Source organism: Flavobacterium sp., assembly GCF_039932285.1.
Lineage (GTDB): Bacteria > Bacteroidota > Bacteroidia > Flavobacteriales > Flavobacteriaceae > Flavobacterium.
Window position 1 is genome coordinate 1 of the sequence record NZ_JBDTQE010000001.1, and the last position, 25,784, is coordinate 25,784.

The window sequence follows — 25,784 nt, forward strand, 5'->3', positions numbered from 1 at the left end:
TTAAAACAACTTTCAAAGACGTAGCTGGATTAGAAGGCGCAAAAGAAGAAATACAAGAAATAGTAGAGTTTCTTAAAAACCCAACAAAATATACCGATTTAGGGGGTAAAATTCCAAAAGGAGCTTTACTTGTAGGTCCTCCAGGGACAGGAAAAACATTATTAGCTAAAGCTGTTGCAGGCGAAGCACAAGTTCCGTTTTTCTCATTATCAGGATCTGATTTTGTAGAAATGTTTGTTGGAGTAGGAGCTTCACGTGTACGTGATTTGTTTAAACAAGCTAAAGACAAATCGCCAGCAATTATTTTTATAGATGAGATTGATGCAGTAGGTCGTGCTCGTGGAAAAGGAAACATGTCTGGTGGAAATGATGAACGTGAAAATACACTAAATCAGTTATTGACAGAAATGGATGGTTTCGGAACAAATACAAACGTAATCGTAATCGCAGCCACAAATAGAGCCGATGTTTTAGATAAAGCTTTAATGCGTGCAGGTCGTTTCGATCGTCAAATTTATGTCGATTTACCAGATGTTCGTGAGCGTGCAGAAATTTTTGCGGTGCATCTTGCGCCACTTAAAAAAGTAGAAGGTCTTGATTTAGATTTTCTTGCCAAACAAACGCCAGGTTTTTCAGGAGCAGATATTGCAAATGTTTGTAATGAAGCAGCACTTATAGCAGCACGTTATAACAAAACAGCTGTCGATAAACAAGATTTCCTTGATGCTGTAGATAGAATTGTAGGCGGATTAGAAAAGAAAAATAAAATTATAACCCCAGAAGAAAAGAAAGCGATTGCGATTCACGAAGCTGGTCACGCCACAGTAAGTTGGATGCTAGAACATGCAGCACCACTTATTAAGGTGACTATTGTGCCTCGTGGACAAAGTTTGGGTGCAGCTTGGTATTTGCCTGAGGAAAGACAAATTGTACGTCCTAATCAAATGCTAGACGAAATGTGTGCTACCATGGGAGGAAGAGCTGCGGAGAAAGTTATTTTTAATAATATATCGACAGGAGCACTGAGCGATTTAGAAAAAGTCACTAAACAAGCCAGAGCAATGGTTACGATTTATGGATTGAATGAAAAGTTAGGAAATATCACTTATTACGATTCGTCAGGACAATCAGAATATAATTTTTCTAAACCCTATTCTGAAGAAACGGCTATAACTATCGATAAAGAAATATCGTTAATGATTGAAGAGCAGTACCAAAGAGCTATTGCACTTCTTGAATTGCACAAAGACAAACTTAATCAGTTGGCTGATATTCTGATCGAAAAAGAAGTTATTTTTAAAGATGATTTAGAAACTATTTTTGGAAAAAGACCATTCGATAAAGATACTTTTATAGAAGTTATACCTGAAATTGTTTAAAACTTAGTTAATAACATACTTAAAAATCTCAATCTAATTAAGCAATTAGATTGAGATTTTTTTATCTTTGATTGCGATTAAGTAAAAACTTGCATTTTTTTAAGCATATGAGTCTTTTTAGAAAAATATTTGGTTCCGGTAGTGAAACAACAAATGATATTAATGAAAATGATTTTAATCTATCACAGGATTTTAATTCTCAAATTCCTGTAGACGAGCAATTTACTCATAATTTTAAAAAAAATGGAGGTAAGTTTTTGTATTGTGAAAATATAGTTGAATTAAGCGAACAATTTGAAAATATTTTGGAAGAAAATGATTGGTTTGAATCTGAAGCAATGTGTTTAGAACCAAGATTATTCAAAATGTTAGAAGATAATAAGATTTTTTTCAACAAGCCGCAAAGCCCTAAGTTTTTTCTTGCCAGTTGTGAGAATTTAATTGCCGATGAAGGTTCCGTGTTATTTTCATCAAATCAAATTAAGCAACATAAACCAAACGATTTACCAGATAACATCATTTTAGTAGCCACTACAAGTCAAATTATATTAAATAAAAGTGACGGTTTGAGAGAAATAAAAAAACGTTATACTACTGATTATCCTACGAATATTACCACTTTTAAATATTTTGAAAAAGTAAAAGAAGAGGATTTCTTGCACTATGGTAGTTCACCTAAAAATTTATATTTATTGCTTTTAGAAGATTTGTAAAATGAATGAAAACGTAACACGTTCATTGTCAGGATTGGTATATATACTATTGCTTGTCTTCGCAACACTTTTTTCTAGAGAGTCCTTCTTGTTGCTTTTTGGGCTATTTATGTTGCAAACCATACGTGAATTTTGTGATTTGATACTTTTGCCTAGAATACCAGCATTACTAATTGCGGGATTATTATATTTTATATTCGCTTTCTTTTTACCAGAAAATAAATTTACCGATTTTGGATTAATTGCTGCTTCCTTATTTGTTTCCATCAGATTGTTATTTTGGTTATTTAAAGAAAAAAATATTGCAATAGATGTACAAGGAAAATGGGTAAATTTAATAGGATATATTATTTTGCCTTTTATTTTTGTTATAAAAATTTCAACTTTTGATGGTAGTTTTAAACCAATGCTAATAATATGTATCTTTATACTTATTTGGACAAATGATACGTTTGCTTATATTGTAGGGAAGTCAATTGGGAAAAATAAATTATTTGAATCTATTTCTCCTAAAAAAACAATAGAAGGGTTTGTTGGAGGTTTAGTTTTTGCAATAATTGCGGGTATTATAATCTCAAAATATTATTTACAAATAAATATTTATGTTTGGATAATAACAGCAATAATAGTTAGTTTTTTTGGTACAATTGGCGATTTGGTAGAGTCTAAATTTAAACGAGTAGCCAACGTAAAAGACAGCGGAAATATAATGCCAGGTCACGGAGGTATGTTAGATCGATTAGATAGTATTATATTTGTAGCTCCATTTTTATTTTTATTTTATAAAATTATAGTATATGTTTCAATTTCATAAAGAAGGTTCAAAAATTATTTTAATAGCAACATTATTATTTGTGGCGACAATTGTTTTAGCAGGAGAATTTGTCAATTTAACTTGGCTTAGAATGGGAATTCAGTTAGTTGCTTTGTTTTTCTACATAATAATACTGCAGTTTTTTAGAAATCCAAACAGAAGTATTGTGGCTAATGATAATCAGATTTTAGCTCCAGTAGATGGAAAGGTAGTTGTTATAGAAGAGGTTTTCGAACCAGAATATTTCAAAGACAGACGTTTGCAAGTTTCTATATTTATGTCGCCTATAAACGTACATGTTACACGTTATGCCGTTTCTGGATTAGTAAAATACAGCAAATACCACCCAGGAAAATTCCTCGTGGCTTGGCATCCAAAAGCCAGTACAGAGAACGAACGTACTACTGTGGTTATCGAAAATAAAGTTTTTGGTGAAATATTATATCGTCAAATAGCGGGGGCGCTTGCAAAAAGAATTGTAAATTATGCAGAAGAAGGTACTCAAGTAATTCAAGGAACCGATGCTGGATTTATAAAGTTTGGTTCACGAGTAGATTTGTTTCTGCCTTTAGGGACAAAAGTAAGTGTGAAACTAAACGAAGTCGCAAAAGGAAATAAAACAATTATAGCTTTAGGTTAAATGTCTGAAAAAGATTTAGATACACGATTTCAAGAAGCCATACAACTTGCGCTAACGATTCCTCAATCATCGTTGCCACAAGATGTACAGTTAAGATGTTATGCTTATTATAAGCAAGCTACTTTTGGTACTTTAGGAAGTGTAAATTACTCAAATCTAGATGTTAGAGATGCTTTCAAAAATAATGCGTGGTTGCAAATAAGCCATATTTCTGTCGAAGAAGCAAAAGAATGTTACATTGATATTATCAATCAAATTTCAAACAAATAGGATATGAAATCATCTCAGTTATTAGTTATTACATTGGCATTAACAACTGTAGTTTCCTGTAAAAAAAACACATTAGTTGAACAAGTAGATGTACCCGCAACACCTATTGAAGTTGTAAAAGTAAAAAATGGATTCAGTAATGCAACCGATGTAAAAGCTATTGAAGGTGCTTTTAAGATGTATGAGTTGCCATATGTTTATAAAGCTCTTGAACCAAATTTTGATGCTACAACAATCGAAATTCATTATTCTAAACACCACTTAGGTTATGTAAATAACCTTAATAAAGCTGTAATTGGAACAAAATATGAGTTCTTAAAATTGAATGATATATTTAAAAATCTAAATTTAGCTGATACTGAAATCCGAAATAATGCAGGAGGTTTCTATAATCACAACTTTTTTTGGGAAAATATGTCGGCTAATGCAGGAGGCGAACCAGAAGGAGATTTAATGGAAGCTATTGTTAGAGATTTTGTGTCTTTTGATGGTTTTAGATCTCAATTCACAGAAGCGTCACTCAAAGTGTTTGGTTCAGGTTGGACTTGGCTGGTTTCTGACAAATCAGGAAAATTACGAATTGTAACTACACCAAATAATGACAATCCATTGATGAAAAACTTAGGTTTTTCAGGAATTCCGCTTTTAAATTTAGATATGTGGGAACATGCATATTACTTAAAATTCCAGAATAGAAAGCGTGATTATGTAAATACTTTTTTTAGTGTTATAAATTGGAGTGAAGTATTAAAAAAATATGATGCTTTTCCTAAAGTTGCTGTTTCAGCCACAACAACCACTACAATATTAAATGAAACTAACGTTCCTGCAGATGTAAAATCAACTTTAGTTCCAGTAGAGGAGTCAAAATAAATTAGATGTTTTAGATTAATTTTTATATTTTATAATATTTTTTTAAGTTGAAATACGGTCTTTATAATTTTTCCTTTTCGTTCTACTTCCATTTTAATTGTTCTACCTTCTTCGGATTGTAATAATTGAGTTATTTGTTGTAATTTATATTTGAATGCATAATTTCCGTTTATTTTATCTATAATATCTCCTTTTTTTAAACCAGCTTTCTCACCTGGAGAGTTTTCTGTGACATTTGCAATTTCATACACTGGTTTGAGTAAAAAATTATATTTCACATTGGTTTGTTCTCCTTTAAGAACATTAATTTCATTAGCGACTAAGTTCGTTTTTAATTCAATTTCCTCTTTTATCCATTGTAATCCGTTGTGTTGAATCTCTATTCCACTCATATTATAATCAAAGGGATTTTCAAAGTCTGAATTTTTCTTGAGATGAATTTTTTTATTTTTATAATCAAAAATGACATTAAATCTTTTAAGCATTTCTCCTCCTAAAGAACCATTTCTGCCTTCTACCATTTCCACGTTTTGTAAAGATAATGTGTCTGGAAAAGAAATCGTAGGGTAAGATATTTTATAATTTCCAATTTTTAATTCTTCAATCCTAGATCTTTTGCCATATACATTGCCACTAAAACCACGTCCAAGAAAATCTTTAAAATATTTTTTCGGGGATTGTATGTTTTTTTTATTTTCAAATAACCACAAAGCATCACTACCACCTGTATCTAACAGTAATTTGGTTTTAATCTCTTTAGAATTTATATTTACAATAGTTTCAATATATGGTTTTCCTATTTCTAGAGATATAGGAATTTCATCGTAACGGTTTAGTTTTTTTAAAGAAAAATCTTGATCACTTCTATAAATATTTAAGCGCTTTCTATTATAATTTACTTCTATAAAATGATTTTTAAAAAATTCGTAACCAATGATACCGTGTACAGGAATTCCTAATTGTGATGAAAAATTAATTTCTTGATCTAGGATAATATATATTTCATGATCATTATCAACAAAACCATTTATTGAGATTTTATTCTTTTTAGAATGTAAAGCATCAATTGGTATTCCGCTTCCTAAACCTCTTATTTTTATTTTCTCTATATTATTAAATTGCAAAGAATCAGTTTCTTCTAAACTAAATAATATTGTCTTTTCAACACCAGTATCAAGCAAAAAATTAAGATTAACCCCATTTACCTTAACAGGAATTATTATTAAATTATTACTTAGCTGAAATGGTACTTTTATCTTTTTTGTGTTAGATGTAAATTGAAATCCTTCCTGAGAATAAGAAGATAAGAAAAGGAAAAATATAAATGTAAGTAAGTATAATTTCTTCATTAAGAATAATGTTTTTTATAAAGTTACTAATTATATTGTTTTAAAAAATAGATTTAATAATTTTCAATGATTTTTGAGGAAATTATTTAATAAAAAATTGCAAATTTGCATTTAAAATATAGTATCATGCCAAAAATATCAAACAAAGGACAACAAATGCCAGAATCTCCAATAAGAAAACTGGTTCCTTATTCGGAAATTGCTAAGAAAAACGGAAATAAAGTATATCATTTAAACATTGGTCAGCCCGATATTAAAACACCAGAAGTTGCGCTAAATGCAGTAAAAAATGCAGATATTAAGATATTAGAATACAGTCATTCTGCGGGATTTGAAAGTTATAGAACAAAATTAGCTTTGAGTTATCAAAAAATTGGGTTACCTATAAATAAAGAAGATATTATTATTACAACAGGTGGATCTGAGGCTTTACTTTTTGCAATGGGGAGCACAATAGATGCTGGTGAAGAAATTATTATTCCTGAACCTTTTTATGCAAACTATAACGGATTTGCAACGGCATCTGGAGTAAAAGTAGTTCCTGTAATCTCAACTATTGATACTGGTTTTGCTTTGCCTCCTATATCAGAATTCGAAAAATTAATTACACCAAAAACTAAAGCTATTCTTATTTGTAATCCAGGAAATCCTACAGGTTATTTGTATTCAGAAACAGAGATTCAGCAATTAGCTGCTTTAGTTAAAAAACATGATCTATTCCTAATCGCAGACGAAGTATATCGTGAGTTTACTTATGACGGATACAAACATTATTCCATTATGGATATTGCTGGAATAGAAGAAAATGCAATTATGATTGATTCAGTATCAAAACGCTACAGTATGTGTGGGGCGCGTATAGGTTGTATTGTTTCAAAAAACAAAGCACTTATGGCAACGGCGATGAAATTTGCACAAGCTCGTCTTAGTCCACCAACATATGAGCAAATTGCCAGTGAAGCTGCTCTAGATACACCACAAAGTTATTTTGATGAAGTAATTACCGAATATAAAGAGCGTCGTGATACACTTATTGAAGAATTAAATAAAATTCCAGGTGTAATAGTAGCTACTCCAAAAGGTGCATTTTATTGTATTGCACAACTTCCAGTAAATGATGCAGATCATTTTGCGCAATGGTTATTAGAAAGTTATAATTATAATAAAGAAACTGTTATGGTTGCTCCTGCTGCAGGTTTTTATTCCTCTCCAAATGTGGGTAAAAATGAAGTTCGAATTGCTTATGTACTTAAAAAAGAGGATTTAATTAAATCAGTTCAAATTTTAGGGGAAGCTTTAAAAGTTTATAAAAATTAGACGTTTTTTTAAGAATTGAAAATATTAAAAAATGGAATAATAAAAAAACGACTATTAAGTCATTTTTTTATTATTCCATTTTTTTTAAAATTAATTTTTTATATCTCCTCTTCTAGAAGATTCTTCCATTTTTTCCTGATATGCTTCCATTTCTTCCTCATATTTCTCCATTTTAGATTCAAAAAGTTCCATTTGTTTTTCAAAATCACTCATATCTGGTTCGTAGTGTTCCATTTCTTTTTCGTAAGCTTTCATAGCAACTTCATAGTCTTTTATTTCTTTGGTATTCCAAGCTTCTTCAAACTTCTGCATTTTTTCTTCAAATTTTTGCCACGCTTTTTTGTCATTCGGATCTTTTGGTGCTTTTACATTTGGTGGTGTTGGGAAATTTGGAGGAGTTGGCGGTTTAGGCATATTATCCAAATTATGAGTTGGCGGTGTAGGAGGAGTTGGTGGAGTAGGCAAATCACTTATTTCTGACATTGTTGTTAAATTATTCAGTTCAGTTACTTCACCTAAACTAATTTTAGTATTGTCATTTGAATCTATTTCTCTCCTCAATATAATTGGCCTAATAGGTTTATCACCAGAATATTGCATACTACCTGTTTTGCCGTTTTTAGACTTGAAATCAATTTTAATGGCTGTAATTTCACCCGATGAATTTCTTTTTATGTCGGAGTAATTAACCTCGATACCTATTTTTTTCATTGACTGTACATCATTTTTAATTTCATCATTTGGTGTGTCTTTTGTCCAAATCATTTCTGAAACTTGTTTCGTGTCTGATGATTTGTCATTTTGAGGTCTTACTTTTTCTTGCGCAATAACTTTCACCTGAAAGAAAATAACAAAGACTGCTAGTGCTGGAAATATAATAGCATATTTCCAAATGTTTTTCTGTTTTGATTGATTTTTGTTTAACATAACAATTCGTTTTTTGATTAATGATTGATAAAATGAGTTGGTAATCGACAAGCAGTTGTGATCAGTAACTACTTTTAAAAGCGTCATTTGATACGCTTTTTTATTTTCAATATTTTTTATTGCTTTTTGGTCAGCAATATATTCTAGATTTTGAATGATGGCTTTTTTGTAAAGCCAAACAAATGGGTTGAACCAAAAAATAGTACAATATATTTTTGCTATAAGAACATCTAACGAATGTTTCTCTTTACTATGTACTTTTTCATGATTTAATATATTTTCTAATTCAGTCTTAGAGTATTTTGTTGAATTGAAAACAATGTATTTAAAGAATGAAAAAGGATTTATATTTTCGTTAATATCAACCATCGTAAATGGTTTGTTTACAGTTATTTCTTTGTTTTTTATTAATTTGAAAAATGAAACCAATTCTGATATTATTTTTAATATTAAAAAGACTGAAATTATAACATAAATGATTAACAATATTTTGTACCAATCCATTGGTTCATCAATCACAAGATTAATACCAGAATTTTTTATCGATGGTAAATTAGCTACAACTAATTTTGGAGCTTCTATAATTACTATTTTTTTAATAAAAAATAACGGAATTAAAACTGATGTAAATAATCCCAATAACAAAAACCAACGATTACTATTAAAAAATGTTTCTTTTTGAACCAAAAAATAATAGGCCAAATAAAAAATTACAATTAGTAAATTTGCTTTTAATAAGTAAATAAAAATAGTACTCATAATGTTACTTTTTTAGTTCTATAATTGCTAATATCTCACGTAATTCGTCAGCAGATATTTTGTTCTCTTCAGCAAAAAAGGAAACCATATTTTTATATGAACTGTTAAAATAATTATCTATTGCAGTATTCATAAAACGTTTTCTGTAATCTTCAATAGTTATAAGAGGAAAATATTGATGCGTGTTTCCGTAAGCATTATAAGATACAAAACCTTTTTCTTCTAGATTTCTTATAATGGTTGAAAGTGTGTTGTAATGGGGTTTTTCTTCGGTGATTTCTGCTAATACTTCTTTTACAAAAGCTTTTTTTAGCTTCCATAAAATGTGCATTACTTCTTCTTCTTTATTGGTTAACTTTTGCATGTTCGATATTTTATAGGTCAAACTTACAACTAGTATTTTAGTTACACAACTATTTTTATAGTTATTTAACTATTTTTTAAGTTTTAAATTTAATTAATAGCTTTTTTTGTTGATTTTTATATTGTTAATTCTCAATTGGATTTGCTACTTTACAAATTCTAATTGTTTATAAAAATAAGAATTTGTTTAATTTTTATAAACAAAGGCTTAATAATTGACATAAATTAGCAAAGTAGAAGATGATATAAATTATTAAGCAAATAAAGTTATGCCTAAAAAAATCAGAATACTTTCCCTTGATGGCGGTGGAATAAGGGGAATCATATCTTGTGTTATCTTAAAGTTTATAGAGGAACAATTACAAGTTTTAGATAATCCAGAAGCTAAAATCGGAGATTATTTCGATTTGATTGCAGGTACAAGTACAGGAGGAATTTTAGCTAGTATAATTTTGCTTCCTGATGAAAAAGGTAAAGCTAAATTCTCTGTTCAGGAAGCTCTAGATTTATATGCCGAAAAAGGAGATACCATTTTCGACGTGTCATTTTGGCGCAAAATAATCAATCCATTTGGTTTGTTTAACGAAAAAATATCAGAAACTAATCTCGAAAAACAAATAAAAGAAGTTTTTGGAAATATTGAGATTAAAGATTTTATAAAACCATCGCTTATCACATCGTATGATATTGAAATGCGACATGCAAAATTTTTCACAAGTCATGATGCTAAAACGTCCCAACTTGAAAATTTTTACGCCAGAGATGTTTGTAGAGCAACATCGGCAGCACCAACTTATTTTGAACCAGCAAAAATAAAATCTCTTTACAACCAAGAATTTACACTTATTGATGGTGGAGTTTATGCTAATAATCCTGCACTTTGTGCTTATGCCGAAGCTAGAAAAATTCCGTTCCAAGATATTTTGAATGATGAGAACAAAAAAAATTATCCTACCATAAACGATATGATTATTGTTTCTGTTGGAACAGGAACAGTATTAAAAGCCTATCATTTTGAAGATTTTGAAAATGCAGGCAAACTAAAATGGATTACGCCATTAATAGATATTTTACTTTCCTCGAATGTTGAAACAGTCGATTATCATTTACAAAAAATGTACGAAACACTTGGTCCAACTAATTATCAAAATTATCATCGATTGATGCCAAGTTTAAAAAATGCTTCTCCAGATATGGATAATACGACAAAAAAAAATATTCAGGAACTTATTCAAGCAGGTCTAACATTTGTTGAGGATAATAAAGATCAACTTATTATTATTGCTAATAAATTGATTAAAAACAAATAGTTATTTATTTGGTTTAAGATTTTCATAATCAACCAATTTAATAACCCAAATGATTAAAAAAACACTAATTACCCCAAGAATTGTCATCAAAGACCAATTAATTTGATAGCCAAAATGTGAGACAATATCTAATCCCGCTTTAGAACTAAATATATGAGCACAACTAAAACTCATTGTAAAAATTGCCATATATCTGCCTTCGTGACCTTTTGGGGCACGACTAATCGCAAACGAATTTGAAAACGGAAAAACAAACATTTCCCCAATTGTCATAAAAACCATCATAACGATTAAAATTCCGGACCAAAAATTAATCATCAGTAGTGAAATACTAATTGTCATTAATAATAAACCCCAACCACAAACTTTAAGCTTACTAATCTTATTTCGCTCTATATAGCTCACAAATGGCATTTCTAAGAAAAAAATAATTAACCCATTCAATGTAAGAAGTAATCCTGTTTGAAATTCAGATAGACCAAATTGTATATGATGATACAAAGGAATTGTTGTAAATAATTGAAAAAATAATATACCAGAAATAAAACAAGCTACTAAAAATATCCAAAAAGGTTTGTCATGAAAAACAGAATTTACTTCGGCAATGGTGACAGTTTCAATTTGTGGATCTATAAATTTCTTTTTTTCTTTAACTAATAAACCAAATATTACAATCGAAATAATACACGTTAAACCATCAATCCAGAAAAGACCAGAATAACCGATAGACATAATTACCAATCCACCAAGGGCTGGTCCTGCAGCAAAACCTATGTTTATTGCTAGTCTAACTAGAGTTAAAGCTCGAGTACGATTTTCGGGTTTTGCATAAGCACCAATAGCAACAAACATGGCTGGTCGGAACATATCAGCAATAAGCATTAAGACGAATAATCCTAAAACTAATCCCCAAAATGACGCTATATATTGTAATAAAATTAAAACAATTCCACTTACGAAAAGACTAAAAAGCATAATCTTATAAAAACCAATTTTATCTGATAATTTGCCTCCAAGCCAAGAGCCACAAACGGAACCCGTACCAAAGCCAACCATAATCCAACCTACTTCTGAGTAACTAAAATGTAAATTTTCTTTCAAATATTTTGACAAAAAAGGAACAACCATTACACCGGCACGATTTATAAAAGTTACAATAGCAAGAATCCAAATCTCTCTTGAAAACCCTTTGAAGTTATTAATGTAGCGGTTAAAAATGGTCTGAAACATAAATTGTAGAAGTATAATTTTCAAAGTTACAAAATTGCAACTTTGTAGCTTTGCAACTTTTAAACTATTTTTGCATAAAATTCTTCTAATGAAAAAATATTTATCAATAATTACCATGTTGTTTTTTGCTATTTCTTTTGCTCAAGATAAGAAAGCAGAAACTTCTCAGGAATTTCAAAATAATCTGAATAAAGAATATGCAAATAAAAAAGAAAGTCCTCTTACTGATGAGGATTTTAAGGTTTTTAAATCATTAGATTTTTACCCAATAAATGACAAATTTACTATTGAAGCAAAATTTATAAGAACCAAAAAAGAAAAAGTTTTCGAAATGAAAACATCGACTACAAGGCTTCCTAAATATAAAAAATATGGGGAGTTGTCATTTGTTATTGATGGCAAAAATTTTAAACTAAATGTGTATCAAAACATCGATTTGTCTAAAAAAGAAGGTTACAAAGATTATTTATTCTTGCCATTTTCTGATTTAACTTGTGGCAAAGAAAGTTATATTGGCGGAAGATATATCGATATGCGTTTTCCCAAATCGGAAATGGTAATTATCGATTTTAATAAAGCCTATAATCCTTATTGTGCTTACAATCATAAATATTCTTGCCCAATTGTTCCTCTAGAAAACGACTTGCAAATTGAAATTTTAGCAGGAGTAAAAAAGTTTCATGACTAATGCAATACATCAATTTACATACCCACAAATTCACAAATAATCCGAACGTTTTGGAAATTGTCAATCAATATCCACAAGAGTTTGATGATAAAATTCCGTTTTACTCCATAGGAATTCATCCTTGGTATATCAAAGAGAGTAGCCTAGAAGCTGATTTACAAATTATCGAAGAGAAATTGCAATTGCAAAATTGTTTGGCTCTTGGCGAATGTGGATTAGACAAACGAATTGAAATTTCGATGGGTATTCAAACGCAAGTTTTCGAAAAACAATTAAGATTGGCTATACAATACAAAAAACCAGTAATTTTGCATTGCGTTTCGGCTTATCAGGAAATTATCGAAATTAAAAAACGATTGCAAGTTGAAGTTCCTATGATTATTCATGGGTTTTCTAAAAATTTGTCAATAGCAAAATCACTTTTAGACAATGGATTTTATCTTTCGTTTGGAAAATATTTGTTGAGAAATCCAGAATTAGAGTCTGTTTTTAAATTGGTTCCAAACGATAAATTTTTCTTAGAAACCGATACCATCGAAGAAACTTTAGACGAAGTGTATAAATTAGCAGCAAAATATAAAAACATCGAAATTGAAAATCTAATAAAAATTATCAATTCAAATTTTAATCATGTTTTCAAAAAATAATAAAATTAACTTTGTGAATCTCCGTGTATTCTTTGTGAATCTCTGTGTAACAAAAAAATAAATATATCATGGCAGAGTGGACAGAAAGAGCCGAACTTTTATTCAAAAAAGAAGGTTTAAATAAATTGCAAAATGCAAATGTTTTAGTGGTAGGATTAGGAGGAGTAGGTTCGTTTGCGGCTGAATTTCTAGTTCGTGCTGGAGTAGGAAAAATGACTATTGTAGATGGCGATGTGGTTGATATTACAAACATAAACCGTCAGTTACCAGCTTTACATTCTACTGTTGGGCAACCTAAAATTACGATTGTTGGCGATAGATTAATGGATATAAATCCAGAACTAAAACTAACACGAGTGCAAGAATTTCTTTCGCCAGAAAGGGCTTTCGAGATTGTTTCTGAAGAGTTTGATTATGTGCTAGATTGTATAGATAGCGTTACGCCAAAACTAAATTTGATTATTGCAGCCAAACGCAAACGGGTGAAAATAATTTCGTCGATGGGCGCTGGCGGCAAAATGGAAGCTGCCAAAGTAAAAGTTTCTTGTATTACTCAGGCTACAAATTGTATGTTAGCAAAAACCATCCGAAAAAGATTAAAAGCATTAAAAATAGACAAGCTAAAAGTAGTTTCTTCGTCAGAGATACAAGACGAAACTAGCTTAAAAATGACTGATGGTTCTAATTACAAAAAATCATTTTACGGGACAAATAGTTATATGCCAGGGCTTTTTGGGTTGCATGCTGCGGAAACTGTAATTAGATATTTGTTGAAGTAAAAATACAATTTTTATAATGTTCTGGAAGATACTAAACTTGTAATATTCATTTGTGGATTTTGAAATTGTAGATATTTGTTGGTTTTTTTTTAAATTCCAGCAAGTATGTTAGCGGTTTGCTATTGCTTCTTTCAATTTTTTAATTAGTATTTCATTGTTAATAGTTTCAGCAAATTTTAAAGGCGTATTATTTGCATTATTAATAGAATCGGGATTCGCTTTATGTAACAAAAGTAAATCGACTAATTCGTAATTACCTTTAGAGTTAAATACTGCTGTCCATAATGGAGTATTGCCATAATCATTTTTTTCTTCGATATTGATATGTCTTTTTATCAATTCTTTCGCTAAATTTATATTTGAATGCTCACAAGCAAAGTGGAGAAGATTTAATCCTTTTTGAAATTTTTTATCAACATCTTTCAGTTCACTAACTTTTTGCAAAAAAATTTCGCTGTGAATGTCATTTTCGAATAGACTAATTTCTTGTTCATTATTTAAAGAAGTATTAGTTTTAGTTTCTGCTTTCTTAAATAAATTAAATATTTTCATATTGTCCCTTATATTACAATAAAACTAACTTAAGGATTTGAAGTCCCCTTAACATTACTTTCAATCATAGTATTTATAGTATCATTTTTTACTGGTTGTACCCTTACTGTAATTTTTTTAGGTCTTACAGGTATATAAATTTCGGTAACCCATTTTGCAGCCGATTTTTCGGTTAAACTATTTACAGGGATAATCTCGAAAACTTTATTACGGTCACTTCGCTCTAATTTATTTTTATCCATAAATTCATATAATTGAGCCAATGCTTCTTTTTTGTGGTTATAATTCCCAGTAAGTGTTGCCTTTACAGCCTGAAAAGGATTCGTTTGTCCTGTGTAAATATCGCTTTCTGTTGAGGTAAAAACTTTATTCTTAGTAGGAATTGCAACAGAAACCGTGATTTTATTTGCTAAACTATCTATAGAATGATAAACAATAAATGGCGCTCCATTTTTAGATGTATTTGTAATTTTAAGTAACTCATTGAGTTTGGGAAGAACATTCTTAATTTTTGCAGGCAAATCTTCCACTTTACAACTCACTACTTGTTGTATATAAAAAACGGTATCACGATTTACAAAACCATCAAGTTTTACAGAAAAACTATTAATTTCGGTAGTAAGAATAGTATTTAATGTGTTGAGTCCATTTTCGAATTTTTCGGCAAAATCGTTGTGTTTTCCACGATTTATAATGCTTAAAAATTTATCCTTAAAACTTAATTTACCATGAGTTGTCCAAGTTACTATTGTTTTTTTAGATAAAGTATCTTTAAAAGTCAGTTTTAGCTCGGCAGGAACTTCATTTATAATGATGTTTTGCAAAATGGTTTCTCCGTCAATTTTCTGTACCCATTTTACTTTTGTATTTTCTGCATTCCAAGGATTTATAGTTTCCCAGTTTTTAGAATCTGATACATAATTAAATACTATTTCTTTGGAAACATCTATTTGTTTGCTTTTTGTTACAGTATAATTTCCATCTTTTGTGGCAACAAAAACAGAAATTGTAATACTAATTAGTAAAAGCAACAAGAAAATATATTTTGCAATTTTCATGTAGGAATGAATAAAATTTTTGTTAAAAATATGAAAAAATATTCAAAAAATATTCAAAAAATGCCAAATTTTAACTATTCTTTCATTAATGATTTAATTATAAACAAAAAACCAATGAATAAAATAAACCCAACCAATATCCATAAACTTCCTTTGTAATATTGTTTGTGAATTTTTAAATCTTTTCGGTAAGCGAAAATCATGATGATAATGAAAGAAATTGCAAAAATGGCAGCAAAAAGTAATTGTCCGGAACTAAACATAAATATTTTTTTGTAAAAATAATCAATTGTAAATTCATTTTAATAATTTGCGACTTAAATTAATCAAGATACAAGAGATGCAAAAACAAATAAAATCTGTTCATGAGTTTCATTCTGCTTTTGGATTAGGAATAAACACAAATCCTACGGGAGATTTAGGCGAAAACAAAAACTTGCTTCGTTACAATTTGATGAAAGAAGAAAACGAAGAATATCTCGAAGCTGTTACTAATAATGATATTGTAGAAATTGCTGATGCGCTTGGCGATATGCTTTATATCCTTTGCGGAACGATTATTGAACACGGTTTACAGGACAAAATGGAAGCTGTTTTCGACGAAATTCAGCGTAGTAATATGAGTAAATTGAATCATGACGGAAAACCTATTTATCGTGAAGATGGAAAAGTACTAAAAGGCCCTAATTATTTTAAACCTAATTTTGAAGAAATCTTAAAGCTATAATGAGTAAGCTTTATGCAAAAAAGCAGATTTTAGATGTCAAAATAATCTAAAATCTGCAATTTAAATTCTTAAATCTTAACCGTCCAACCAAAAGTGTCTTCTGCCAATTTGTGTTGAATATTAGTTAATTTTTCTTTCAATTCTAAAGCTAATGAGTTTTCTGTCTTAGGTAATTCGTAATAAACATCTTGATAAGAAAAACCTACAATAGGGTTTACAACGGCAGCCGTTCCTGCACCAAAAATCTCTTTTAGTGTACCATTTTTAGCCGCTTCTACAATTTCTGAAACTAAAACAGGCTGAACAGCCACGTTTATTCCTTCACGTTTGGCTAAATCTATTAAGCTTTTTCTAGTGACACCATCTAGAATACGTTCACTAGTTGGTGCGGTATATAAAGTGTCATTTATTCTAAAAAACACATTCATAGTTCCAGCTTCTTCTAGTGTAGTATGCGTTGCATCATCTGTCCAGATAATTTGCTGAAAACCTTGTTCGTTAGCTAATTTTGTTGGGTAAAATTGTGCCGAATAATTTCCTGCCGCTTTTGCAGCGCCTATTCCGCCATTAGCCGCACGACTATAATGCTCAGCAATAATAACTTTTACTTCACCTGAATAATAAGATTTTGCAGGCGAAAGAATAATCATAAATCTATATTGTGTAGACGGTTGCGCAATAACACCAGTGCCAATCGCAATCATAAACGGACGGATGTATAATGTATTTCCAACCCCTTTTTTAACCCATTCTTTTTCGATTTTTAAAATTTCTTTTAATCCATCAATAAAAATATGCTCAGGCACTTCTGGCATTGCCATTCTTGTTGCCGATTTATTAAAACGATCTAAATTTTCGTCAGGTCTAAAAAGCCAAACATCATTATTATCATCTTTATAAGCTTTCATTCCTTCAAAAATGGCTTGACCATAATGAAAAACTTTTGCAGAAGGATCTAATAAAAAAGGTTCGTATGGTTTTATAATAGGTTTTTCCCATTTTCCGTCTTTAAAATCGCACATAAGCATGTGATCTGTAAAAACATTACCAAAAGCTAGATTCTCAAAATCTACCTGATTAATCTTTGAAGAAGCTACTTTCACTATATCGATTTCGCTTTGAATATCTAAACCCATTACAGAAAATTATTTTTGGCTAATTTAGTAAAAAACAAAGTGTATTGTAAAAGTTAAGGTAAATATTTAACCTTAAAACATCAATTTTTATTTTAAAACAATTCTCACAAATCATTATTTGAGTTTTTACTATTAAAAATAGTTTTTCGTTAAACTAAATTTACTAAGTTGTGATTTTCTTGTTAGATTTGTATTCTTAAACAAAAACATTAAAAATATTATGAAAAAAATCATTCTTTCACTAGCGATTATGACTTCACTTATTAGTTGTAACCAAAAAAATAAAGATATAAATAGTGATGCAAATGCTAAAAATGAGTATGCTAATTTTGGAAATAAAATATCTGATGAGAAAGCAATAACTGCCCAAGAAATGGCTGAAAAATTTGAAACCTTAAAAGAAGGCGATACTGTAAATGTAAAATTCAAGTCTAAAATAAATTCAGTTTGTAAGAAAAAAGGTTGTTGGATGACTCTAAATTTAGGTGATAATAAAGAAGCATTCGTAAAGTTTAAAGATTATGCTTTTTTTGTTCCTAAAAATGCTGATAACGAAGAAGCTATTGTAAATGGTAAAGCTTATGTAAGTATCGAATCTATCGATGAGTTGAAACATTATGCGAAAGATGCTGGGCAATCTCAAGCTTCTATTGATAGTATTGTGGCTCCAAAAACTACCTATTCATTTATGGCTGATGGTGTTTTAATCAAAAAATAATGAAAAAATATTTAATCATATTTCTAGCTTCAATATTATTGTTTTCGTGTAATAATAAACAAGAAAATTGCGAAAAACCATCATCGGATAAAAAATTTGATATGTACGAAATGTCAGAAATGGCAACGCTTATGGAACAAATGTATGTAGATAACGAACGATTAAAAAAACGGATTATAAACGGATATACAATAGGGAAATTTCCTAGTCATTTTCTAAAAATTCATAGTTCGGTAATGACTGATAAGCAAGAAAACGATGATTTTTTTAAGCAACATGCCTCTGAATTTATACAAGCTCAAGAAGAAATTTATAAAGACCCTAAAAATGCCAAAGAGCATTTTAACGCAAGTATAGATGCTTGTGTAAAATGTCATGAAGTAAAATGCGGTGGACCAATTGTTAGAATTAAAAAGCTTTATATTAAGTAGTTTTGAAAAGAGAGATTATAAAGACCCTAGATGGTTCTACAACCATTCACTTGCCCGATTGGGACGAATGTTACCATTCTAAAAACGGCGCAATACAAGAAGCGTATCATGTTTTTATCAAAAATGGACTATCGTTAGTTGAAGAAAATAATATTTCTATCTTAGAAATAGGTTTCGGAACTGGATTAAATGCTTTTATCACTTTATTAGAAGCTCAAAAAAACAATTTAAACATAGATTATAATGGTGTAGAGGCTTATCCTATTGCAAAAGAAGAAGCAATAGAAATGAATTATTTGCAAGAATTGAAAGCAGAAGAATTTGAAGCGGAATACAAAAAAATGCATGATTGTAGTTGGGAAGAAAAACATATTTTCAATACTAATTTTTCATTAACAAAACGAAAACAATTTTTTCAGGATATTCAGGACAAGAATACTTTCGATTTGATTTATTTTGATGCTTTTGGCTACAGAGTGCAACCGGAATTGTGGAGTACCGAAATTTTTAAGAATATGTTCGAATCACTTAAAGAAAAGGGAGTTCTAGTAACTTATGCTGCTCGTGGCGTTGTTAAGCGTTCTATGCAAGAAGTTGGATTTACTGTTAAAAAAGTAGCTGGGCCACCAGGAAAACGTGAAATGATGATAGGATTTAAAAAACTTTAATACTTTATTATGATTTTTTATATTTTAATTGTGTAAATTTGAGTAACACAATACCACAATTTTAAATTAAATACTATGTCAAAATTAATGGTTAATTATGCAAAATCAATTCTTGAAAGAGTTAGTTTTGATCCTATTTTGTTTTGTAAAGAATTAGAGAAAGCTGTAAAAACGTTATTACCTTTCGAACTTGAAGAACTAGCAATTTGGTTTTTTAACTTTACAAAAGAGAAACCAGAACTTAGGCGATGCGAAATTTATTTGAATGTATAAAATAACTAAAAAATCCCAATGAAAATTGGGATTTTTTTTTAGAATAAAAATTTATTTCCTTATTTTTTTATATAGAGTAGCTTCGTCAGCAAATTTCTTTAATTCTATTTTTGGTTCGCCAAATATAGATATTTCTGATTTTCCTGCAGCAGATATAGATAAACTACCATTTGTGTAAATACTGCATTTTGTATTACTTTCTGTGGTTAGATTAAGTATTTTCGATATTAATTTCTGACCATCATAACTAGCGTTATTATCTAAACGAAGTTTCATTTCTGTAACTTCACCATCAAGAATAGATTCAGATTTTTGATACATATCAAATTTTAATTTATTTGATGTAATGTGTGCTTTTATTTCGGAGTTTTTACTCATTTCTACAAAAGCATCTACACTTTTTAGGTTTAATTCAACTTTTGATTTGTCATTTGCTAATAATGTAAAATTTGGGGAATTTACAACAATAAATGATTTAGAATAATCATAAGTTTTTATAGTTATATTTTTTAATTGGATTTCAGAAACAGCGTTTAGTTTTGCTTCATGTCTTACCGATATTAACTTCAAACTATCCGTATAAGTAACTCTAATTTCTAATTTTTTGAAACCTGAAATTTCTTTATTTGTATTTAATCTTAACGAATTACCATAAGTTTGATGATTTATAGCGGTATGCAAATTTTCGTCGGTTTCTACTTCTATAGAATTTTTATCACCTTTTACTAAAAAAACTTCAAGATTGTCTTCAATTTCAATTTCTGTAAAAGGGGCAATTTCAACATTTTCGACGGTTACAATTTTAGATCCTTTAACTTTTTCTTTTTTTTGAGCAAAACTAATTGTCGTAAATAAGATTGTAAAAATAAGTAGGTTAATTTTTTTCATTTTGGAATATGTTTACTACAAATATAAAAAAATCATTCACTTTTTGTTGAATGATTTTAATAAAATTATGTTTTTTATTCTTTATCTACACTTCCTCCAGAATTTTCTTCGATAGTTAAACTTTTAGGTGTTTTAGAATAACCGATGGAACTTCCGCTTGATGCATGAGCTTTTAGTTTGAGAATTGGATTTACAATTGTTGTACTTCCACTCGAACTTTGAGAATTTATATTATTAGCTAATAAATTTTTAGCATCGATACTGCTTCCGCTTGATGATGATGTTGTTACTTCCAGTGCTTTTCCTTCAACATTTAAATCACTTCCGCTAGTTGCTTCTAAAGTAATTTGATCGGCTTCAATTTTTGCGTTTAGGTTACTTGCACTACTGGATTTTAAAGCAATATTATTTCCTTTTATAATATTTTTAGTAACTAAAGAAGCAGCACTTGTAGTTTCTAAACTAGAGATATTAGGTATCTGAACCTTGATCATTTTAGATTTTAAATTGTGATAATTGTTGTATTTTGATGATATTTTTAGAACCCCATTACTCACAGTTGTGATTATACCATCTTGTAAATTATCATCAGCTTCTATTATCACTTTTTGATCGTTTCCTTGTGTTACTTCACAATCTAAACCTTTACTTACTTCAATTTTTGTAAAAGGATCTAAGTTTCTCTCTTTTGTAACAACATGACCACTTCCAGTTATTTTTTCACCGAAATCTACATCATATTTACAAGAATTAAACAATAGCGCAACGCATGTTGCAATTACTATTCGTACTAAATGAACCATTAGTTTTACCATGTTTGTTTGTTTGTTTGTTTGTTTGTTTTTATTTTGTTTGAATTATATCACCTGTATTTACAGTTCCTTTTTTTATTTCTTTTGTTTCAGATCCTAAAATTAAATTAAAATTAGTAAAATAAGACGGAATTCCTTCAGCATCATGATTTATATTGTTTCTAACTTCGAAATGCAAATGTGGGAAAAATGAACTTCCTGATGTCCCAATGAAACCTATTTTCTGACCTTTTTTTATTTTATCCCCAATTTTAAAAGCTGCTGAACTTTGATTTTTTAAATGACCGTACATACTACACACATTATCATTGTGTTTGATGACTACATAATTCCCATACAGCGCCAACGGATTGTCCTTTAGCGCAGGAATATCAAACTGTTTATTGTCTTTTTGCTTGGTTTCTACAGCTACAATTTCTCCATCGGCAACTGCAAGAACATCATTTCCAAATCCAAACCAATCTGAATCATTTTCTCCTTTGTTAACAAATTGTTTGTTGTCAGCATTCAGGACTACAAAATCATACGCATATCGCATAAAATTCCCTGTAAATCCTAATTGATGAATAGGAGTGAACTCATAATTAAATCGGCGGTGATGCGAATTTAAATCATGACCATCATACACCAACAATTTGGTTTTAAGTGGTAAATTGAAATCTTTCAACTGTTCGTAATCTTTCGGAGTGACAATGTTTTTAACTTCAATATTATCATTGAAAGTGAACGTGTATTCTAATTTACTAATCATCATATTTACTTCCGGAAATGGATTAAACAAGATGCTTTTTGCAATACCATTCCACTGAATTTGAGGAATGGTATTGATACTTGGCGCTGTGCCATTACCGTCTAAGAACTTTTGTTGAACCAAAACATTGTTTTTGTCGAAAGCACGAACTTCTAATCGGGTTAATCTCAAAGTGTCTTTCGAGTTGTTTTCTATAATGAAATCGAAATTCAAATAGTATTGATTACTGGTTTTCTCCTTTAAAGGTTGTTCAGGATAATGCACAATTTTAATGTCGTTTTGTGCATTACTACTGACACTTGCTAAAAAAATTACAGATGCTAAGATGCTTTTTATATTTAATAAAGATTTCATTTTAAACTATTTGGTTTTAATAATAATACCATCTTTATTTATTTTAAGCTCTCTTATTTCTTTTGAATTTGAAATTACAGTGTCATTTTTGATTTTTACACCATCTTCATCAATGGTAACAGTTGCAGTATGATCATCGTCATCATCATTTTCGTCTTTTGGACAATTTAAACATTCTACTTTATCAGTTCCCACTTTGTAAGCATAATTTGAATCGTCTCTTGAAATAAAGTAATCACTATCGGTATCATCATAACGAGAAACTGAAGTATCTGATTTTAGTAAAGTTCCTTTTGGTAAATACAAGTATATTGCTACTTCTTGACCACGATATTTGCTTTTTACATCGGCTAACAAATAATTGTCAAGAATCAATTGATTTCCTTCTATTTTGAATCCGTATTTTATTTTTTCAGCTCTTTGTTTTGCCTCTGAAAAAGTTTTGCCATTGGCTCTTTTTTCGATTTGAATGAATGGTAATTTTTCATCAGTAGGCATCATTTCGATACTTACATTGTTTGAATAAATCAAGTTATTGTTTGCTGAATCCTGTACGAATTTAAAATCCTCATCATTATGAATCGATTTTGTGTAATAATCATTGTATCTGAATTTCACAAAAAGCGTGTCAGTTGGATTAATATTGATGATTTCTTTTTGAACGACTTTATTTTCAAAAGCAATTTCAGTAGCTTGGCGAACACCTAAAGTGATTAATACGCCTACGGCTAAAAGCCAAATAGCTAATAAAGTGTATTTTGCAATATTTCCAATAGATTTTAAGTTGGTAACTAATATTTTTAAACCTAAAATAAGCATAAAGAAAAATGGAATTCCTATTACTAAAATGGTTAATAAAGTAACAAACCACATTGACGTATTTGTATAATTGAAAGTATTAAAATAATCTAACCACGGCACACTTAGAAATGAAGTAGATCCTACGGTAAATAAACTTATTATTAGTCCAATTAGCATTACTGAAGCTATAATAACGATTATTGCACCTATAAATTTTGCAAATACATTAAATATAGAAACTAAGACATCACCTAACGAGCTTCCTATTTTTTCTGCGCCATATTTTACTTGGTTCCCCATTTTTCCGTAATCAGCATTTTTGAATTTATCTGATACGTTTTCAAATTCTTCTCTAACCTTTTTTTCTATATTGGAGATATTAATAGGTTCCCCTCTCATTTCTAGTTTTTCAGAAGTTGATACTGCTTCGGGAGTTACTGCCCATAATACGATGTAAGCTATAATTCCAGTTCCAAAACCAGCAAAAACTAATAGTACTAGGATAATTCTAATCCATACAAGATCAATTCCAAAATAATGACCTAATCCTGAAGCAACACCTCCTAAAATACCATTTTCTTTATCACGGTATAATTTTTTAGATCCAGATGATGTGTAATTATAATTAGTTTGTTTAGGCGTATCATCTTCAATTTTGTAATCTTCTGGTTGTCCCATAACTGTAATAACGTCATCTACATCTTTTAGACCAATTACTTGTTTTTCAGATGTTAATTTCTCCGAGAAAAGTTCTGAAATTCTACTTTCAATATCGTTCATGATTTCGTCACGACCGTCGCTAGAAAGAGATTTCTTTATAGCATCAAAATAGCGATTTAATTTCTGATAGGCGTCTTCATCTATGTGAAAGAAAAAACCTCCTAAATTCATATTTACTGTTTTGTTCATGGCAATTATTTTTGGATAGTTATAATATTTACTGCATCAGACAACTCTGTCCAAGTGCTATTTAATTCGTTTAAAAATGTTTGTCCTTCTTCCGTTAGTCCGTAATATTTTCTTGGTGGTCCAGAAGTGGATTCTTCCCAGCGATAGCTGAGTAATTCATCGTTTTTAAGTCTAGTAAGTAAAGGATATACTGTTCCTTCTACTACTAGTAGCTTTGCGTTTTTTAGAGTGTCTAATATTTCCGAGGTGTATGCTTCTTTGTCTTTTAAGACCGATAAGATACAAAACTCGAGTACACCTTTTCGCATTTGCGCTTTCGTGTTTTCAATGTTCATAGATTCTTTTTTTTAATGATTAAACTGTTCATTTTTTGATTGATTTTTGATTTGCCTTTCGGCTGATGATTGAAACTTATTTTAGAAAATTAATAGTTAATGGATAATTAAAATATTCACCTTCATTGGTTTTTATTGCACCATAGATGATAAGGAAAAATTCAGCAATTTTCATAAAACAAAATAATCCAACGGCAACTAAAGCAACAACAACGATTCCAGTAACATTTCCATTTGATAGTTTTTCTAGTAGAAAATTACCATTTTCTATTTCGTTAAAACTCACATTATTGAATATTGAAAATAATAAAGTAGGAATCGAAACAATTAATAAGACTAATGAATATAGCAACATGCTTAATTGAAAATTCAACACATTTTTTCCGTTATAATCTATAAATTCCGATGAATCTTTTTTACTTCCCCATAATACAATAGGTAAAATATAATTTCCAAATGGAATAAAATATTTTGTCAAAGCACTTAAATGAATAAGTGTAGCGTAATTTTTTTCTCTGTTTGATGTTAGAACTGCTTCCATAATTTTTGATTTTGATTTTTTTGATGATAAAACAAATAGTACTTTCTTTTAGCTATTAATTTCTTATACAAAGATACGGTTAAAAAAAGCTATTATGCATTACAAAGTACTAAATATTAACATTTATTTAACAAATAAAAATAATATGCATACATAGTATTTTTTTGTACATTAGCGAAAAATATAGCGTTATGGAGTTTTCAGCATCAAATTTAAATACCTTTTTATTTTTCAAATTGCCATCAGCTTTTTGGTCTGGTGTTAGAGCAAAGAGTATAAATGAAACACAATGTGTGGTAACTGTAAAGCATCGTTGGGTAAATCAAAATCCATTCAAATCGATGTATTTTGCAGTACAAGCCATGGCTGCCGAACTTACAACAGGCGCAATGGTGATGCTACATATTCAGAAAAGTAAACGAAACATATCTATGTTAGTGGCAAATAACAAGGGAAATTTTACCAAAAAAGCTACTGGAAGAATCACTTTTACTTGCAACGACGGACACCTTATAGAAGAAGCGGTAAAGAAAACTATCGAAACTGGAGAAGGTCAAACTTTCTGGATGAAATCGATAGGAACCAACGAAAAAGGAGAACAAGTTTCTGAAATGGATTTCGAATGGAGCATTCGATTGAAATAATATAATTGTCTAAAAGTCTAAAGATTTGATGCCATTGATGTTTTTTTAGCTATCCCAATGTGTACAATAAAACAGCGAACTTTATGCCTATCATGATTTAAGACTTTACAACTTTAAGATTTTCGACT

Annotated in this window: 31 protein-coding genes; 17 read left to right on the plus strand and 14 right to left on the minus strand. The window is 29.7% G+C overall.

The annotated features are described in order from the left end of the window. From ftsH to ABI549_RS00030, 6 genes are all read left to right on the plus strand, one after another. Positions 1 to 1,379: ATP-dependent zinc metalloprotease FtsH (ftsH, locus tag ABI549_RS00005; RefSeq protein ID WP_348074389.1), on the plus strand; the 1,379-nt coding region annotated here is incomplete at its 5' end. A gap of 107 nt (positions 1,380 to 1,486) precedes the next feature. After that, entirely contained in the window at positions 1,487 to 2,092 is a 606-nt protein-coding gene (locus tag ABI549_RS00010) for a lactate utilization protein B/C (protein WP_348074390.1), read from the plus strand. A 1-nt stretch (position 2,093) separates the two neighbouring features. Next, a complete protein-coding gene (locus tag ABI549_RS00015; RefSeq protein WP_348074391.1) occupies positions 2,094 to 2,906 on the plus strand; it encodes a phosphatidate cytidylyltransferase in 813 nt (270 codons plus the stop codon). Continuing rightward, positions 2,890 to 3,546, plus strand: coding sequence for a phosphatidylserine decarboxylase family protein (locus ABI549_RS00020; RefSeq protein WP_348074392.1), 657 nt, complete (start codon positions 2,890 to 2,892; stop codon positions 3,544 to 3,546). Before ABI549_RS00015 ends, ABI549_RS00020 begins: the two co-directional genes overlap by 17 nt. Continuing rightward, positions 3,547 to 3,816, plus strand: coding sequence for an acyl-CoA-binding protein (locus tag ABI549_RS00025; RefSeq protein ID WP_348074393.1), 270 nt, complete (start codon positions 3,547 to 3,549; stop codon positions 3,814 to 3,816). 3 nt (positions 3,817 to 3,819) lie between these two features. After that, positions 3,820 to 4,689 carry a superoxide dismutase gene (locus ABI549_RS00030; protein WP_348074394.1) on the plus strand — a complete coding sequence of 290 codons (870 nt, stop codon included), beginning with the start codon at positions 3,820 to 3,822 and terminating at the stop codon, positions 4,687 to 4,689. Between the two features lie 29 nt (positions 4,690 to 4,718). Here the strand turns inward: ABI549_RS00030 and ABI549_RS00035 are convergent, their stop codons facing one another. Next, a complete protein-coding gene (locus ABI549_RS00035) occupies positions 4,719 to 6,038 on the minus strand; it encodes an aspartyl protease family protein (RefSeq protein ID WP_348074395.1) in 1,320 nt (439 codons plus the stop codon). A 126-nt stretch (positions 6,039 to 6,164) separates the two neighbouring features. Between ABI549_RS00035 and ABI549_RS00040 the strand changes: the two genes are divergently transcribed. Further along, positions 6,165 to 7,355 carry a pyridoxal phosphate-dependent aminotransferase gene (locus ABI549_RS00040; protein WP_348074396.1) on the plus strand — a complete coding sequence of 397 codons (1,191 nt, stop codon included), beginning with the start codon at positions 6,165 to 6,167 and terminating at the stop codon, positions 7,353 to 7,355. 90 nt (positions 7,356 to 7,445) lie between these two features. Here ABI549_RS00040 and ABI549_RS00045 read toward each other — a convergent pair whose 3' ends face one another. Both ABI549_RS00045 and ABI549_RS00050 read right to left on the minus strand, forming a co-directional pair. Continuing rightward, complete coding sequence (locus ABI549_RS00045) at positions 7,446 to 9,041, minus strand: M56 family metallopeptidase (RefSeq protein ID WP_348074397.1); 1,596 nt, start codon at positions 9,039 to 9,041, stop codon at positions 7,446 to 7,448. Positions 9,042 to 9,045: 4 nt separating this feature from the next. Next, positions 9,046 to 9,405 carry a BlaI/MecI/CopY family transcriptional regulator gene (locus ABI549_RS00050; RefSeq protein ID WP_348074398.1) on the minus strand — a complete coding sequence of 120 codons (360 nt, stop codon included), beginning with the start codon at positions 9,403 to 9,405 and terminating at the stop codon, positions 9,046 to 9,048. A 268-nt stretch (positions 9,406 to 9,673) separates the two neighbouring features. On the opposite strand from ABI549_RS00050, the gene ABI549_RS00055 reads away from it, so the two are divergent. Beyond that, entirely contained in the window at positions 9,674 to 10,714 is a 1,041-nt protein-coding gene (locus ABI549_RS00055; protein ID WP_348074399.1) for a patatin-like phospholipase family protein, read from the plus strand. On the opposite strand, the gene ABI549_RS00060 is transcribed toward ABI549_RS00055, so the two are convergent. Continuing rightward, positions 10,715 to 11,944, minus strand: coding sequence for an MFS transporter (locus tag ABI549_RS00060; protein WP_348074400.1), 1,230 nt, complete (start codon positions 11,942 to 11,944; stop codon positions 10,715 to 10,717). Positions 11,945 to 12,032: 88 nt separating this feature from the next. Here ABI549_RS00060 and ABI549_RS00065 point away from each other — a divergent pair, with 88 nt between their 5' ends. From ABI549_RS00065 to ABI549_RS00075, 3 genes are all read left to right on the plus strand, one after another. Beyond that, positions 12,033 to 12,632, plus strand: a complete 600-nt coding sequence (locus ABI549_RS00065; protein ID WP_348074401.1) for a DUF1684 domain-containing protein — start codon at positions 12,033 to 12,035, stop codon at positions 12,630 to 12,632. Next, positions 12,632 to 13,279: a TatD family hydrolase gene (locus ABI549_RS00070; RefSeq protein WP_348074402.1), complete on the plus strand. Its 648-nt coding sequence runs from the start codon at positions 12,632 to 12,634 to the stop codon at positions 13,277 to 13,279. The genes ABI549_RS00065 and ABI549_RS00070 overlap by 1 nt, the downstream gene beginning before the upstream one ends. Positions 13,280 to 13,347: 68 nt before the next feature. Further along, a complete protein-coding gene (locus ABI549_RS00075; RefSeq protein ID WP_348074403.1) occupies positions 13,348 to 14,058 on the plus strand; it encodes a tRNA threonylcarbamoyladenosine dehydratase in 711 nt (236 codons plus the stop codon). Positions 14,059 to 14,166: 108 nt separating this feature from the next. Here the strand turns inward: ABI549_RS00075 and ABI549_RS00080 are convergent, their stop codons facing one another. From ABI549_RS00080 to ABI549_RS00090, 3 genes are all read right to left on the minus strand, one after another. After that, positions 14,167 to 14,610 (minus strand): ankyrin repeat domain-containing protein, encoded by a 444-nt coding sequence (locus ABI549_RS00080; RefSeq protein ID WP_348074404.1) that lies wholly within the window; start codon positions 14,608 to 14,610, stop codon positions 14,167 to 14,169. A gap of 29 nt (positions 14,611 to 14,639) precedes the next feature. Then, positions 14,640 to 15,668: a GyrI-like domain-containing protein gene (locus ABI549_RS00085; protein WP_348074405.1), complete on the minus strand. Its 1,029-nt coding sequence runs from the start codon at positions 15,666 to 15,668 to the stop codon at positions 14,640 to 14,642. A 74-nt stretch (positions 15,669 to 15,742) separates the two neighbouring features. Next, the gene (locus ABI549_RS00090) at positions 15,743 to 15,931 is read right to left on the minus strand and encodes a hypothetical protein (RefSeq protein WP_348074406.1); all 189 of its coding nucleotides are present in this window, start codon (positions 15,929 to 15,931) and stop codon (positions 15,743 to 15,745) included. A 77-nt stretch (positions 15,932 to 16,008) separates the two neighbouring features. Here ABI549_RS00090 and ABI549_RS00095 point away from each other — a divergent pair, with 77 nt between their 5' ends. Continuing rightward, positions 16,009 to 16,395, plus strand: coding sequence for a nucleoside triphosphate pyrophosphohydrolase family protein (locus tag ABI549_RS00095; protein WP_348074407.1), 387 nt, complete (start codon positions 16,009 to 16,011; stop codon positions 16,393 to 16,395). A gap of 68 nt (positions 16,396 to 16,463) precedes the next feature. Here the strand turns inward: ABI549_RS00095 and ABI549_RS00100 are convergent, their stop codons facing one another. Then, the gene (locus tag ABI549_RS00100; protein WP_348074408.1) at positions 16,464 to 17,531 is read right to left on the minus strand and encodes a branched-chain amino acid aminotransferase; all 1,068 of its coding nucleotides are present in this window, start codon (positions 17,529 to 17,531) and stop codon (positions 16,464 to 16,466) included. Positions 17,532 to 17,751: 220 nt separating this feature from the next. On the opposite strand from ABI549_RS00100, the gene ABI549_RS00105 reads away from it, so the two are divergent. The 4 genes from ABI549_RS00105 to ABI549_RS00120 all read left to right on the plus strand — a co-directional run bounded on the left by ABI549_RS00105 (position 17,752) and on the right by ABI549_RS00120 (position 19,621). Next, on the plus strand, positions 17,752 to 18,249 hold the full coding sequence (locus tag ABI549_RS00105; RefSeq protein WP_348074409.1) for a DUF4920 domain-containing protein: 498 nt from the start codon (positions 17,752 to 17,754) through the stop codon (positions 18,247 to 18,249). Beyond that, a complete protein-coding gene (locus ABI549_RS00110; protein WP_348074410.1) occupies positions 18,249 to 18,680 on the plus strand; it encodes a hypothetical protein in 432 nt (143 codons plus the stop codon). The genes ABI549_RS00105 and ABI549_RS00110 overlap by 1 nt, the downstream gene beginning before the upstream one ends. Positions 18,681 to 18,682: 2 nt before the next feature. Next, complete coding sequence (gene mnmD, locus ABI549_RS00115; protein WP_348074411.1) at positions 18,683 to 19,348, plus strand: tRNA (5-methylaminomethyl-2-thiouridine)(34)-methyltransferase MnmD; 666 nt, start codon at positions 18,683 to 18,685, stop codon at positions 19,346 to 19,348. Between the two features lie 75 nt (positions 19,349 to 19,423). Beyond that, a complete protein-coding gene (locus ABI549_RS00120) occupies positions 19,424 to 19,621 on the plus strand; it encodes a hypothetical protein (protein WP_348074412.1) in 198 nt (65 codons plus the stop codon). Between the two features lie 51 nt (positions 19,622 to 19,672). Here ABI549_RS00120 and ABI549_RS00125 read toward each other — a convergent pair whose 3' ends face one another. The 6 genes from ABI549_RS00125 to ABI549_RS00150 form a co-directional block, all read right to left on the minus strand. Then, positions 19,673 to 20,509 (minus strand): DUF2807 domain-containing protein, encoded by an 837-nt coding sequence (locus ABI549_RS00125; protein WP_348074413.1) that lies wholly within the window; start codon positions 20,507 to 20,509, stop codon positions 19,673 to 19,675. A 74-nt stretch (positions 20,510 to 20,583) separates the two neighbouring features. Continuing rightward, positions 20,584 to 21,312 carry a head GIN domain-containing protein gene (locus ABI549_RS00130; RefSeq protein WP_348074414.1) on the minus strand — a complete coding sequence of 243 codons (729 nt, stop codon included), beginning with the start codon at positions 21,310 to 21,312 and terminating at the stop codon, positions 20,584 to 20,586. A gap of 40 nt (positions 21,313 to 21,352) precedes the next feature. Further along, positions 21,353 to 22,426, minus strand: coding sequence for a M23 family metallopeptidase (locus ABI549_RS00135; protein WP_348074415.1), 1,074 nt, complete (start codon positions 22,424 to 22,426; stop codon positions 21,353 to 21,355). A gap of 6 nt (positions 22,427 to 22,432) precedes the next feature. Then, entirely contained in the window at positions 22,433 to 24,136 is a 1,704-nt protein-coding gene (locus tag ABI549_RS00140; RefSeq protein ID WP_348074416.1) for a PspC domain-containing protein, read from the minus strand. 5 nt (positions 24,137 to 24,141) lie between these two features. Further along, the gene (locus ABI549_RS00145) at positions 24,142 to 24,471 is read right to left on the minus strand and encodes a PadR family transcriptional regulator (protein WP_091473079.1); all 330 of its coding nucleotides are present in this window, start codon (positions 24,469 to 24,471) and stop codon (positions 24,142 to 24,144) included. Positions 24,472 to 24,547: 76 nt separating this feature from the next. Beyond that, the gene (locus ABI549_RS00150) at positions 24,548 to 25,012 is read right to left on the minus strand and encodes a DUF4870 domain-containing protein (protein WP_348074417.1); all 465 of its coding nucleotides are present in this window, start codon (positions 25,010 to 25,012) and stop codon (positions 24,548 to 24,550) included. A 191-nt stretch (positions 25,013 to 25,203) separates the two neighbouring features. On the opposite strand from ABI549_RS00150, the gene ABI549_RS00155 reads away from it, so the two are divergent. Continuing rightward, positions 25,204 to 25,656: a DUF4442 domain-containing protein gene (locus ABI549_RS00155; protein WP_348074418.1), complete on the plus strand. Its 453-nt coding sequence runs from the start codon at positions 25,204 to 25,206 to the stop codon at positions 25,654 to 25,656. Positions 25,657 to 25,784: the final 128 nt, after the last annotated feature.

What these genes read in the sequence shown, in the direction of transcription:
- ABI549_RS00150 (WP_348074417.1), bottom strand. Translation starts at nt 25,012, where the DNA reads ATGGAAGCAGTTCTAACATCAAACAGAGAAAAAAATTACGCTACACTT.
- ABI549_RS00050 (WP_348074398.1), bottom strand. Translation starts at nt 9,405, where the DNA reads ATGCAAAAGTTAACCAATAAAGAAGAAGAAGTAATGCACATTTTATGG.
- ABI549_RS00015 (WP_348074391.1), top strand. Translation starts at nt 2,094, where the DNA reads ATGAATGAAAACGTAACACGTTCATTGTCAGGATTGGTATATATACTA.
- ABI549_RS00120 (WP_348074412.1), top strand. Translation starts at nt 19,424, where the DNA reads ATGTCAAAATTAATGGTTAATTATGCAAAATCAATTCTTGAAAGAGTT.
- ABI549_RS00035 (WP_348074395.1), bottom strand. Translation starts at nt 6,038, where the DNA reads ATGAAGAAATTATACTTACTTACATTTATATTTTTCCTTTTCTTATCT.
- ABI549_RS00130 (WP_348074414.1), bottom strand. Translation starts at nt 21,312, where the DNA reads ATGGTTCATTTAGTACGAATAGTAATTGCAACATGCGTTGCGCTATTG.
- ABI549_RS00010 (WP_348074390.1), top strand. Translation starts at nt 1,487, where the DNA reads ATGAGTCTTTTTAGAAAAATATTTGGTTCCGGTAGTGAAACAACAAAT.
- ABI549_RS00065 (WP_348074401.1), top strand. Translation starts at nt 12,033, where the DNA reads ATGAAAAAATATTTATCAATAATTACCATGTTGTTTTTTGCTATTTCT.
- ABI549_RS00110 (WP_348074410.1), top strand. Translation starts at nt 18,249, where the DNA reads ATGAAAAAATATTTAATCATATTTCTAGCTTCAATATTATTGTTTTCG.
- ABI549_RS00125 (WP_348074413.1), bottom strand. Translation starts at nt 20,509, where the DNA reads ATGAAAAAAATTAACCTACTTATTTTTACAATCTTATTTACGACAATT.
- ABI549_RS00105 (WP_348074409.1), top strand. Translation starts at nt 17,752, where the DNA reads ATGAAAAAAATCATTCTTTCACTAGCGATTATGACTTCACTTATTAGT.
- ABI549_RS00145 (WP_091473079.1), bottom strand. Translation starts at nt 24,471, where the DNA reads ATGAACATTGAAAACACGAAAGCGCAAATGCGAAAAGGTGTACTCGAG.
- ABI549_RS00055 (WP_348074399.1), top strand. Translation starts at nt 9,674, where the DNA reads ATGCCTAAAAAAATCAGAATACTTTCCCTTGATGGCGGTGGAATAAGG.
- ABI549_RS00085 (WP_348074405.1), bottom strand. Translation starts at nt 15,668, where the DNA reads ATGAAAATTGCAAAATATATTTTCTTGTTGCTTTTACTAATTAGTATT.
- ABI549_RS00025 (WP_348074393.1), top strand. Translation starts at nt 3,547, where the DNA reads ATGTCTGAAAAAGATTTAGATACACGATTTCAAGAAGCCATACAACTT.
- ABI549_RS00045 (WP_348074397.1), bottom strand. Translation starts at nt 9,041, where the DNA reads ATGAGTACTATTTTTATTTACTTATTAAAAGCAAATTTACTAATTGTA.
- ABI549_RS00060 (WP_348074400.1), bottom strand. Translation starts at nt 11,944, where the DNA reads ATGTTTCAGACCATTTTTAACCGCTACATTAATAACTTCAAAGGGTTT.
- ABI549_RS00075 (WP_348074403.1), top strand. Translation starts at nt 13,348, where the DNA reads ATGGCAGAGTGGACAGAAAGAGCCGAACTTTTATTCAAAAAAGAAGGT.
- ABI549_RS00090 (WP_348074406.1), bottom strand. Translation starts at nt 15,931, where the DNA reads ATGTTTAGTTCCGGACAATTACTTTTTGCTGCCATTTTTGCAATTTCT.
- ABI549_RS00140 (WP_348074416.1), bottom strand. Translation starts at nt 24,136, where the DNA reads ATGAACAAAACAGTAAATATGAATTTAGGAGGTTTTTTCTTTCACATA.
- ABI549_RS00095 (WP_348074407.1), top strand. Translation starts at nt 16,009, where the DNA reads ATGCAAAAACAAATAAAATCTGTTCATGAGTTTCATTCTGCTTTTGGA.
- ABI549_RS00070 (WP_348074402.1), top strand. Translation starts at nt 12,632, where the DNA reads ATGCAATACATCAATTTACATACCCACAAATTCACAAATAATCCGAAC.
- ABI549_RS00155 (WP_348074418.1), top strand. Translation starts at nt 25,204, where the DNA reads ATGGAGTTTTCAGCATCAAATTTAAATACCTTTTTATTTTTCAAATTG.
- ABI549_RS00080 (WP_348074404.1), bottom strand. Translation starts at nt 14,610, where the DNA reads ATGAAAATATTTAATTTATTTAAGAAAGCAGAAACTAAAACTAATACT.
- ABI549_RS00020 (WP_348074392.1), top strand. Translation starts at nt 2,890, where the DNA reads ATGTTTCAATTTCATAAAGAAGGTTCAAAAATTATTTTAATAGCAACA.
- ABI549_RS00040 (WP_348074396.1), top strand. Translation starts at nt 6,165, where the DNA reads ATGCCAAAAATATCAAACAAAGGACAACAAATGCCAGAATCTCCAATA.
- ABI549_RS00030 (WP_348074394.1), top strand. Translation starts at nt 3,820, where the DNA reads ATGAAATCATCTCAGTTATTAGTTATTACATTGGCATTAACAACTGTA.
- ABI549_RS00100 (WP_348074408.1), bottom strand. Translation starts at nt 17,531, where the DNA reads ATGGGTTTAGATATTCAAAGCGAAATCGATATAGTGAAAGTAGCTTCT.
- ABI549_RS00135 (WP_348074415.1), bottom strand. Translation starts at nt 22,426, where the DNA reads ATGAAATCTTTATTAAATATAAAAAGCATCTTAGCATCTGTAATTTTT.